Raw genomic sequence first — 10,599 nt, forward strand, 5'->3', positions numbered from 1 at the left:
GGCGCCGCTACGAGCTCGGTTCGAGGTCGCGCGCAGCGCTGTCGCCGGCCTCCTTGGCCTGCTCCATCATCGCCTCGGGATCCATGTCGGGGTCGCCGACCGAGTCCTTGGTGTGTGACCCGGGCTGGGCCTGCTTGGTCATCGCCTCGAGCTCGGACATCACCGCGGCGTGCTGGTCGACGGTGAGGACGACGATGTCGCCCGGGTTGGCCCGGGCCATGACGTGGCGCACCGCGTCGGTCTCGTCGAGGACGATCTCGACCTGCCGGCAGCGCACTCCCGGCTCACCCATGCGGCTGCGGACACCCTGCGCGACGAGGTCGGCCGTGAAACCGCGCTCCCGACCGCGCAGACGCTCGTCCTCGCGCACGACGACGACGTCGAAGTGCTCGGCGGCGACGGCCCCGAGCTCGATCATGTCGGCCTCACGGCGGTCGCCGGCGGTCGCCACCATGCCGATGCGCGAGATCTTGCCGAGGTCGCTCTGCCCGGACTTCATGCTCGCGTAGCGCTCGAGGAACTCTCCGAGCACCCGCATGCCGGGGGCGTTGTGGCAGTAGTCGACGATGACGTCGACGTTGTGGACGTTGACCTGGTTCATCCGGCCGGGGGAGAGGTAGTAGGACGTCGTGAACGTCCGCAGGCCCTGACGGATCTCGTGGAGTCCGGCTCCGCTGGCGAAGGCTGCACCGGCCGCCGCCATCGCGTTGGCGACGTTGAACAGCGCGGTGCCACCGAACGTCGCGGGCAGCAGGTGGGTCCAGGCGAGCTGCATCGACCGGCGGCCGTGCCGGATGACGATCATGTCGCCGCGGTCGGTGCGGTCCAGGACCACCGCGCGCCCACCGCGGCGGCAGTGGTCGTCGATGAGGTCGCGCACCTTCGACCCGGGTTCGGCGAGGCTGAACCACACCACCGAGCCCGAGCAGCGCCGCCGCATCCGACGCACGAGCGGGTCGTCGGCGTTGAGCACGGCGAAGCCGTCACGCGGGACGGCCTCGACGACGACGGCCTTGACGTCGGCGAGCTGTTCGAGGGTGTCGATGCCCCGCATCCCGAGGTGGTCGGGAGCGACGTTGGTGACGACGGCGACGTCGTTGCGGTCGTACCCCAGGCCTTCACGCAGGATGCCGCCGCGCGCGACCTCCATCACCGCGAAGTCCACGCGCGGGTTCTGGAGCACCATGCGGGCCGAGCGCGGCCCTGAGGCGTCGGACTTCACCACGAGGCGCTCGTCGATCACGATGCCGTCGGTCGACGTCATGCCGACCTGGCGGCCGAGCCCCTTCATGATGTGCGCGATCATCCGGGAGGTGGTCGTCTTGCCGTTGGTCCCGGTGACGGCGACGATCGGCACCCGAGAGGGGGCACCCGGGGGGAAGAGCAGGTCGACGACCGGCTTCGCGATGTACTGGGGTTCACCCACCGTCGGGTGGGTGTGCATCCGGAATCCGGGGGCCGCGTTCACCTCGCAGATCGCGCCACCGGCCTCACGCACGGGGGAGGCGATGTCCGGGGCGATGAAGTCGATGCCCGCGACGTCGAGCCCGATGAGCCGGGCTGCCTCCTCGGCGATCTCGATGTTGTCGGGGTGGGCGTCGAAGGTGCGGTCGATGGAGATGCCGCCCGTGGACATGTTGCCGGTGAGGGCGAGCTTGACCATGGTCTCGACCGGGGGCACGTCATCGAGGGTGAACCCCTGCTCGCGCACGAGCTCCTCGGCGGCGGCGTCGACCTTGATCTTGGTGAGCACCTTCTCGTGCCCGACCCCACGGCGCGGGTCCGCGTTGGTCAGGTCGACGAGCTCGCGCACGGTGTGGGTGCCGTCGCCGACGACGTGGGCGGGCACCCGCTCGGCGATGGCCTGCATCTTGCCCCCGACGATGAGGCAGCGGTAGTCCCGACCGGTGACGAACGACTCGACGATGACGTACCCGCGGCGCGACTGGTCCTCGGCGATGACGAAGGCCTCACGCACCGCCTCGTCGTCCATGAGGTTCAGGCAGACCCCTCGTCCGTGGTTGCCGTCCAGCGGCTTGAGCACGACGGGGAAGCCGATCCGGCGGGCTGCCGCCACGGCACCCTCTGCCGAGCGCACGGTCTCCTGCTTGGGCACCGGCAGCCCGGCCGATGCGAGCAGCTTGGTCGTCATGTCCTTGTCGCTGGCGATGTCGACGGCCAGGGCCCCGGTCTTCGACGTCATCGTCGCGCGGATCCGCTGCTGGTGGACCCCCTGTCCGAGCTGGACGAGGCTGCCGGAGTTCAACCGGATGAACGGGATGTCGCGGCTGACGGCCTCCTCGAGGATGGCCCCCGTCGACGGGCCGAAGGCGGTGCGCTCGGCGCGGGTGAGGAAGCGCTCGAGCTCCTCGGCGAAGTCGAAGTCCTCCTGGGCCTGCACGAGGTCGTTGACCAGGGCCACGGCCAGGCGGCCCGCGGCCAGGCCGACCTCCTCGTTGGTGTACGCGTAGATGATGTTGTAGACGCCGGGACGACCCTTGACCATGCGCGTCTTGCCGCGGCGCTGGTCGTGGCCGGCCTCCTGCTGCAGCTGCAGGGCGACGTGTTCGGCGACGTGACCCAGCCAGGTGCCCTGCTGCATGCGGGAGATGAAGCCCCCCTTCACGCCGGTGGAGCAGGTGTGGTTCTCCAGCCCGGGCAGGAGCTCGACGAGGCGCTCGGTGAACCCGGGCAGGGCGCTCGTCGGGTACTCCTCGAGGATGCCGAGGTCGACGACGAGGTGGATCGACGGGTCGTAGGACCAGATGTTGCCGCCCCGGTAGACCCTCGACTCGAGGATGCGCAGGTCAGGTGCGGCGGGGCCGGTCGGCGTGGGCAGGTCCATCGGCGCTTCTCCTCGGGTGGGCGGGCGTTTCGGGCAGGGTGGTGGGTGGTGCTCAGGCCTTTGCTGCGGCGACCGAGACGAGCAGGTCGGGGTGCTGCTCGATGAAACCGGTGAGTGCGCGGTTCACGAGGTCGAAGGTCGACCCGGCAGGCAGGGTGTGGACCGTGGCACCGGAGACGAGCACGGGCGCCCCGGGGGCGGCATCCGGAGCGTCGGTGACGGCGCTGCGACAGTCGACGACGAACACGGCACCACGACCCTGGACGGTGAACCGCTTCAGGTCCTCGACGATGACCGCGGTGTCCTCGTCGATCCCGATGCCGAGCAGGTGGGGGGACGTGGCGATGACCGACATCAGTCGGCCGTACCGGGCTCGCTGGTCGAAGTGCTGGTCGACGACCACACCGCGGATGAGGCCGAGCCCGGCGGTGATCTGGCTGGCCCGCTGGCGGGGCGTGACCCCTTCGTCACCCATGGAGATCATGAAGTCGGACATGATCGAGGCACCCGCTGAGGTCCCCCCGACGACCGCGCCTCGCTCGTGGGCACGGTGCAGGGCGTCACCCACCGGTGTTCCGGGCAGCAGCTGCGACAACCTCAGCTGGCTGCCCCCACTCATGAAGATGCCGGATGCCGCGTCGATCGCGGCGACGGACGCCGGGGAGTGGGCGTCGGCCCGGGTCGCGGGGTTGACGACGTCGAGCCCCCCGGCACCCAGACGGGTGAACACCTCGGTGTAGGCGTCGGTGACCTCCTGCTGGAAGGAGGAGGCGGTGGGGATGAGCACGATCTGGGATCGGCGCCCCCCGGAGAGCTTGACGAACTGGCGCAGCAACGAGGCCTTGCCGACGCGGTCCTCGGCACCACCGATGATGAACAGCGTGGGAATGGTCGTGGGGAATCGCGGCACGGCGTCAGCCTAGTGGGGCGGTGTCGTCCGCGTCGGCATCCTCGATCTCCTCTCGGGAGATCCCGAGGAGGAAGAGCACGGCATCCAGGTAGGGAACGGTGAGCGACGCATCGGCCTGCCGCCGCACGAGCGGCTTGGCGTTGAAGGCGACCCCGAGACCGGCGGCTGCCAGCATGTCGAGGTCGTTCGCCCCGTCACCGATGGCCACCGTGCGGGTCAGGGGCAGGCCCTCGAGGGCCGCGAACTCCCGCAGGGCCTCCGCCTTGCCCGCCCGGTCGACGACTGCTCCGAGGACGCGACCGGTGAGCGCTCCGTCGACGACCTCGAGACGGTTGGCGCGCACGTGATCGATCCCGAGCTCACGGGCGACCGGCTCGATGACCTCGGTGAACCCGCCGGAGACGACCGCCACGGTGAACCCGAGCCGCTTGAGGGTGCGCACGAGGGTTCGCGCACCCGGAGTGAGCCGCACGGCGTCCCGGACGTCATCGAGCACGGAGACGGGCAGCCCCGCGAGCGTCGCGACCCGGGCGTGCAGGCTCTCGGTGAAGTCGAGCTCGCCGCGCATCGCGGCCTCGGTGACGCTGGCGACCTCTGCGGCCCGGCCGGCGTGTTCGGCGAGGAGCTCGATGACCTCGTCCTGGATGAGGGTGGAGTCGACGTCCATGACGACGAGGCGGCCACCGCGCCGGGCGAGCCCGGCCGGTGCCACGGCGATGTCGGCGCCCACCTCGTGCGAGACCAGGGCGAGGTGCTGGCGCAGGTCTGCCAGGTTCGCACCGGAGACGTCGAGCTCGACGGTGGTCACCGGGAACCGTGAGAGCCGGCGGATGCGGTCGATGTTGGCGCCGTGGTCGGCGATCGTCGCGGCGACGGCCGCAACCTGGTGGGTCTCCAGGGGCGCGCCCATGACGACGACGGCGGCACGCCCAGTGCGGCGGGGCGCGTTGTCCCCGCGGCCCGCCTCGATCTCCACCCGCATCCCGGCTGCGCGACCCGCTCGGGTGATCCGGTCGACGAGCACGTTCTCGTCGCGGCCGGGGGAGAGCAGCACCGACAGGGCCAGGTGCCCGCGGACCACGACCTGCTCGAGGTCGAGCACCTCGGCACCCACCGTCGACGCTGCCTCGAACAGCTCCTTGGTGACGCCGGGTCGATCGTCACCGTTGAGGGTGACGAGCAGGGTGCGGGCATCGGGGTCGAACTGTGGCGCCACGGGCGCTTCGGTCACGGGGAGGGACACCCTGCAGAGGTTACCGAGCGTGGGCGTCGCGCCATGCGACGAGGTCACGGACCGGTCCGGGGTCGTAGTCCGGCCCGTTGAGGCCCACGGTGAACAGGCGGGTGCCCACGTCGTACAGGGACTGCGCGGATGCCGCGTAGTCACCGACGTCCTCGGGCAGCCGTCCCGGCGTGGGCGCCACGCCCGCGGACCGCTCGATCTCGTTCGGGTCGCGCCCGATCCGGGCGCACCACTCGTCGAGGACGCGGTGCTTGTGGGCGATCGTGTCGGGGGAGCCGAAGCCGTGCCAGATCGTGGCGTGCTCGGCGACGATGCGCAGCGTCTTCCTCTCGCCGCCACCGCCGATGAGAACCGGGATGTCCCGGGTCGGAGCCGGGTTCAGCTGCGCCCAGCGCGACCGGATGAGGGGGAGGTCGCGTGCGAGGGCGTCGAGCCGCCCCCCGGCGGTGCCGAACTCGTAGCCGTACTCGTCGTAGTCCCGTTCGAACCACCCGGATCCGATCCCGAGGATCAGCCGGCCGTCGCTGATGTGGTCGACGGTGCGCGCCATGTCGGCCAACAGCTGGGGGTTGCGGTAGCTGTTGCACGTGACGAGGGCGCCGATCTCGACCCGCTCGGTCGCCTCGGCCCAGGCGGCGAGCATCGTCCAGCACTCGAAGTGCGCACCGTCGGGGTCACCGTGCAGGGGGTAGAAGTGGTCCCAGTTGAACAGCACGTCCACGCCGAGCTCCTCGAGCTCGGCGCAGGCACGCCGGATGTCGGCGTAGGAGGCGTGCTGGGGCTGGAGCTGGGCCCCGATCCGGATCGTGTGCTCCGGTGCCGTCACGGGGTGACGACCTGGCCCTTGCCGACGACGGTGATGCCGGAGTCGGTCACCGAGAAGCCACGGGCGATGTCGTGGTCCTTGTCGTAGCCGATCGACGTGCCATCGGGGATCGTCACGCTCTTGTCGATGATGGTCTTCCTGATCCGGCAGTGGCGGCCGATCTTCACGCTGTCGAGGATGACGCTGGCGTCGATCTCGGTGTAGCTGTGGACGCGCACGTCGGGGGAGATGACCGAGTCGTTGACCCGCGCCCCGGAGATGACGACACCGGGGGAGACCGCGGAGTTCAGCGCCTCACCGAAGCGGCCGTGGTGGCCGTGGACGAACTTCGCCGGCGGGTAGGGCCCGTACGACGTGTAGATCGGCCAGTCGAAGTTGTAGAGGTTGAACACGGGGTGGATGGACACCAGGTCCATGTGGGCGTCGTAGTACGAGTCCATCGAGCCGACGTCGCGCCAGTAGCCCATGTCGCGCTCGGTGCCGCCGGGGATGACGTTGTTCTTGAAGTCGTAGGTGTACGCCGCGCCCTGCTCGACCAGGGCCGGGACGATGTCACCGCCCATGTCGTGCTTCGAGCCGTCGAGGGTCGCGTCGGCCCTCACGGTCTCCATGAGGACGTCCGCGTCGAAGACGTAGTTGCCCATGCTCGCGAGGATCTCGCCGGGGGAGTCGGGCAGACCGTCGGGGTCGGTCGGCTTCTCGAGGAAGGCGCGGATCTTCATCGGGTCGTCGGGGACGACGTCGATGACGCCGAACTGGTCAGCCGTCTCGATGGGCTGACGGATCGCGGCCACGGTGACCCCGGCACCCGTCTCGACGTGCTGCTCGACCATCTGCGAGAAGTCCATGCGGTAGACGTGGTCGGCACCGACGACGACCACGATGTCGGGCTTCTCGTCCGTGATGGTGTTGAAGCTCTGGAAGATCGCGTCCGCGCTGCCCTGGTACCAGGACTTGTCGATGCGCTGCTGGGCGGGGATGGGGGCCACGTAGTTGCCGAGCATCGTCGACATGCGCCAGGTCCTCGTGACGTGCCGGTCGAGGCTGTGCGACTTGTACTGGGTCAGCACGACGATCTTCAGGTAGCCCGAATTGACGACGTTGGAGAGTGCGAAGTCGATGAGTCGATAGATGCCGCCGAACGGCACTGCCGGTTTCGCTCGGTCGGCGGTGAGCGGCATCAGCCGCTTTCCTTCCCCACCCGCGAGAACGATGACCAGAACCTTCGGACCTCCGCTGCGGTACGCCATGTCGCACACCGTAGGGGAAACACCCCTCGCCGGGAACCTCGTGTCTCACTAAGGTGGCATTCGTGCGCATCGACATCCTGTCCAAGGAGTACCCACCCGCCATCTACGGAGGAGCGGGCGTCCACGTGACCGAGCTCGTCAGCGCCTTGCGAGCGCGAGGTGATCTCGACGTGCGCGTGCACGCTTTCGGTCACCCTCGCGAGGAGGACGGCACCACGGGCCACCCCGACCTCACCGAGCTGACCGGGGCCAACGCGGCCCTGACGACCCTCGGGGTCGACCTCTCCCTCGCCGCAGCGTGTGAGGGTGCCGACCTCGTGCACTCGCACACCTGGTACGCCAACATGGGCGGCCACCTCGCGAGCCTCATGGGCGACATCCCGCACGTGCTGACGGCCCACAGCCTCGAGCCGATGCGGCCGTGGAAGGCCGAACAGCTCGGCGGCGGCTACCGCGTCTCGTCGTGGGTGGAGAAGACGGCGTACGAGGCGGCCGATGCCGTGATCGCGGTGAGCGCCGGAATGCGCGAGGACATCCTGCGCTCCTACCCCTCGGTGGATCCCGAGCGGGTCAAGGTCGTGCACAACGGCATCGACTCCGAGCTCTGGCAGCGCGCCGTCGACGAGGACGTCGTGCGTCGCCACGGGGTCGACCCCGACCGGCCGAGCATCATCTTCGTGGGGCGCATCACCCGCCAGAAGGGCCTGCCGTACCTGCTGCGCGCCGCGGCCGAGCTGCCGCCCGAGGTGCAGCTCGTCCTGCTCGCCGGGGCCCCCGACACGCCCGAGATCATGGCCGAGGTCGAATCCCTCATCGAGACCCTGCGCGAGACCCGGGACGGGGTCGTGTGGGTGCCGACGATGTTGCCCCGCAACGAGGTCGTCGCGATGTTGAGCAGCGCCACCGTCTTCGTGTGCCCCTCCGTCTACGAACCGCTCGGCATCGTCAACCTCGAGGCGATGGCCTGCGAGCTGCCGGTGGTCGCCACGGCGACGGGCGGCATCCCCGAGGTCGTCGTGCACGGCGAGACCGGTTGGTTGGTGCCGATCGAGCAGGTCCAGGACGGTACGGGCACCCCGGTCGACCCGGACCGGTTCGTCGCAGACCTCGCCGCAGCCATGACGGATGCCGTGAGCGACGCCGCCCGCGCCGAACGGATGGGGCTGGCCGGCCGACGCCGGGCCGTGGAGTCCTTCTCGTGGGGCTCGATCGGCGACCAGACCCACCAGGTGTACCTGGACGTGCTGAGGCGGCGGCAGCTCGGCAGCTGACGAGGGTTAGGGTTCAGGGCATGAGTGATGTCCTGGCGCTGGCCGGCGTGAGCGTCGTGCGCGGGGACACCGTGATCCTCGACGACGTCAGCTGGGAGGTCGAGGAGGGTCAGCGTTGGGTGGTCCTCGGACCCAACGGCGCCGGCAAGACCACCCTGCTCCAGCTGGCGTCAGCCCGCATCCACCCGACCAGCGGCGTGGTCGGCATTCTCGGTGAGGTGCTCGGCACCGTCGACGTCTTCGAGCTGCGACCCCGCATCGGTCTCGCCTCTGCGGCTCTGGCCGAGCGCATCCCGCCGCGTGAGCGGGTGCGAGACGTCGTCGTCACCGCTTCCTACGGCGTGGTCGGCCGCTGGCGCGAGGCCTACGACCGGATGGACGAGGGACGCGCCGACGAGCTGCTCGAGGCGCTGGGCGCCAGCCACCTCGCCAACCGACACTTCGGCACGTTGTCGGAGGGGGAGCGCAAGCGGGTCCAGATCGCTCGGGCGCTGATGACCGACCCCGAGCTCATGCTGCTCGACGAGCCCGCCGCCGGCCTGGACCTCGGAGGACGGGAAGACCTGGTGCGGCGGTTGGGCCAGCTCGCGGGGGACCTGGCGGCACCCGCCATCGTGCTCGTGACGCACCACGTCGAGGAGGTGCCACCGCACTTCACCGACGTGCTCCTCATGCGCGAGGGGCGAATCGTCGCCCAGGGGCCGATCGAGATCACTCTCACCGAACAGAACCTCGAGGCCACGTTCGGGATGCCGTTGGAGCTCGAGGTCCGGGGGGACCGTTATGCCGCTCGCGCTCGGTAACCTCGAAGGACACCGGCGGTCCCGGGTTCACGTCCATCGCGTGAGCACCCACCACGAAAGGCAGGTCACACCATGGACTGGCTGACCGAGAACTTCTGGCTCGCCTGGCTCGGTATCGCCCTGGTGCTCGCCGCGGTCGAGGCGGCCACCGTCGACTTCGTGTTCATCATGTTCGCGGGCGGGGCCCTCGCCGGCGCCGTCGCTGCCGGTCTCGGGGCCTCGTTCCCGGTCCAGGTCGTCGTGGCCGTGGCCACCGGCATCCTGCTGCTCTTCACGGTGCGGCCGATCGTCAAGCGCCAGTTCATGGATGGCGAAGTCGACCACCAGATCGGGGCGTCGTCCCTCGTCGGCCGATCAGCCCGCGTGCTCCAGGCGGTCACCGACAGCGACGGCCGGATCAAGCTCGCTGGCGAGACCTGGTCGGCCCGCCTCGCGGCCGGCGCCACGTCGACCGTCGGCCCTGGCGAGGAAGTCCGTGTCATCGCCATCCACGGAGCCACCGCGATCGTGGCGCCCGCCCCGACCTCTGACGTCCAGTGAAAGGTTGACCCCATGCCAGACGGCATCTTCCCCCTGGTGGTCCTGCTGCTGCTGGCGGCCTTCGCGATCATCGTGCTCGTCCGCACGGTGCGCATCGTCCCGCAGCAGACCGCGCTGATCATCGAGCGACTCGGTCGCTACTCGCGCACCCTCGAGGGCGGCCTGCACATCCTCGTGCCGTTCGTCGACCTGGTGCGAGCCAACATCGACCTGCGCGAGCAGGTCGTGTCCTTCCCGCCGCAGCCCGTCATCACGAGCGACAACCTCGTCGTCAGCATCGACACGGTCATCTACTACCAGGTGATCGAGCCCAAGTCGGCCGTGTACGAGATCGCGAACTTCATCCAGGGCATCGAGCAGCTCACCGTCACCACGCTGCGCAACGTCATCGGTTCCCTCGACCTCGAGCAGACGCTGACCAGCCGCGACCAGATCAACGGACAGCTGCGCGGGGTGCTCGACGAGGCCACCGGCAAGTGGGGCATCCGGGTCAACCGGGTCGAGCTCAAGGCGATCGACCCGCCGCAGTCCATCCAGGAGTCGATGGAGAAGCAGATGAAGGCCGAGCGCGAGCGCCGGGCCATCATCCTCACCGCCGAGGGCACCAAGGCCAGCCAGATCCTCACCGCCGAGGGTGAGAAGCAGAGCCAGATCCTGCGCGCCGAGGGCTCGGCCCAGGCCCGCATCCTCGAAGCCCAGGGCCAGGCGCGTGCCATCCAGCAGGTCTTCGACGCCATCCACCGGGGCAAGCCGACGCAGAAGCTGCTCGCCTACCAGTACCTCCAGGTGCTGCCGCAGATCGCCCGTGGCGATGCGAACAAGATGTGGATCATCCCGAGCGAGCTGACCGACGCCCTCAAGGGCATCGGGGGCATGCTCGGCCGCGGCCAGGGCGGCTTCGACGGCGGCGA

The 10,599-nt window shown here is 69.7% G+C and carries 9 protein-coding genes; 4 read left to right on the forward strand and 5 right to left on the reverse strand.

All coding sequences use genetic code 11. From position 1 onward, the window contains the following. Positions 1-7: 7 nt before the first annotated feature. From cphA to glgC, 5 genes are read right to left on the reverse strand one after another with little or no spacing between them, the layout of a single operon-like run. Positions 8-2,845 (reverse strand): cyanophycin synthetase, encoded by a 2,838-nt coding sequence (gene cphA, locus PLL68_RS03285; RefSeq protein WP_324531614.1) that lies wholly within the window; start codon positions 2,843-2,845, stop codon positions 8-10. A gap of 52 nt (positions 2,846-2,897) precedes the next feature. Further along, a complete protein-coding gene (locus PLL68_RS03290; RefSeq protein WP_324531616.1) occupies positions 2,898-3,755 on the reverse strand; it encodes a cyanophycinase in 858 nt (285 codons plus the stop codon). A gap of 4 nt (positions 3,756-3,759) precedes the next feature. Then, positions 3,760-4,998 carry a phosphoserine phosphatase SerB gene (serB, locus tag PLL68_RS03295; protein ID WP_324531618.1) on the reverse strand — a complete coding sequence of 413 codons (1,239 nt, stop codon included), beginning with the start codon at positions 4,996-4,998 and terminating at the stop codon, positions 3,760-3,762. Between the two features lie 10 nt (positions 4,999-5,008). Further along, positions 5,009-5,824, reverse strand: coding sequence for an LLM class F420-dependent oxidoreductase (locus tag PLL68_RS03300; RefSeq protein ID WP_324531619.1), 816 nt, complete (start codon positions 5,822-5,824; stop codon positions 5,009-5,011). Continuing rightward, positions 5,821-7,074, reverse strand: coding sequence for a glucose-1-phosphate adenylyltransferase (gene glgC, locus PLL68_RS03305; protein ID WP_324531621.1), 1,254 nt, complete (start codon positions 7,072-7,074; stop codon positions 5,821-5,823). The genes PLL68_RS03300 and glgC overlap by 4 nt, the downstream gene beginning before the upstream one ends. Positions 7,075-7,136: 62 nt before the next feature. Here glgC and glgA point away from each other — a divergent pair, with 62 nt between their 5' ends. From glgA to PLL68_RS03325, 4 genes are all read left to right on the forward strand, one after another. After that, the gene (glgA, locus tag PLL68_RS03310; protein ID WP_324531623.1) at positions 7,137-8,345 is read left to right on the forward strand and encodes a glycogen synthase; all 1,209 of its coding nucleotides are present in this window, start codon (positions 7,137-7,139) and stop codon (positions 8,343-8,345) included. Between the two features lie 20 nt (positions 8,346-8,365). Next, positions 8,366-9,148: an ABC transporter ATP-binding protein gene (locus tag PLL68_RS03315; RefSeq protein WP_324531624.1), complete on the forward strand. Its 783-nt coding sequence runs from the start codon at positions 8,366-8,368 to the stop codon at positions 9,146-9,148. Between the two features lie 72 nt (positions 9,149-9,220). Beyond that, positions 9,221-9,688 (forward strand): NfeD family protein, encoded by a 468-nt coding sequence (locus tag PLL68_RS03320; RefSeq protein WP_324531626.1) that lies wholly within the window; start codon positions 9,221-9,223, stop codon positions 9,686-9,688. A 12-nt stretch (positions 9,689-9,700) separates the two neighbouring features. Continuing rightward, the coding region (locus PLL68_RS03325; RefSeq protein ID WP_324531628.1) for an SPFH domain-containing protein at positions 9,701-10,599 on the forward strand (899 nt) is incomplete at its 3' end.

This window comes from Ornithinibacter sp. (genome assembly GCF_035443565.1).
In the GTDB taxonomy this organism is placed as follows: domain Bacteria; phylum Actinomycetota; class Actinomycetes; order Actinomycetales; family Dermatophilaceae; genus Fodinibacter.

Bases quoted from the DNA above. Each gene is read 5' to 3' on its own strand.
- cphA (WP_324531614.1), bottom strand. From the start codon at position 2,845: ATGGACCTGCCCACGCCGACCGGCCCCGCCGCACCTGACCTGCGCATC.
- glgC (WP_324531621.1), bottom strand. From the start codon at position 7,074: ATGGCGTACCGCAGCGGAGGTCCGAAGGTTCTGGTCATCGTTCTCGCG.
- PLL68_RS03315 (WP_324531624.1), top strand. From the start codon at position 8,366: ATGAGTGATGTCCTGGCGCTGGCCGGCGTGAGCGTCGTGCGCGGGGAC.
- PLL68_RS03320 (WP_324531626.1), top strand. From the start codon at position 9,221: ATGGACTGGCTGACCGAGAACTTCTGGCTCGCCTGGCTCGGTATCGCC.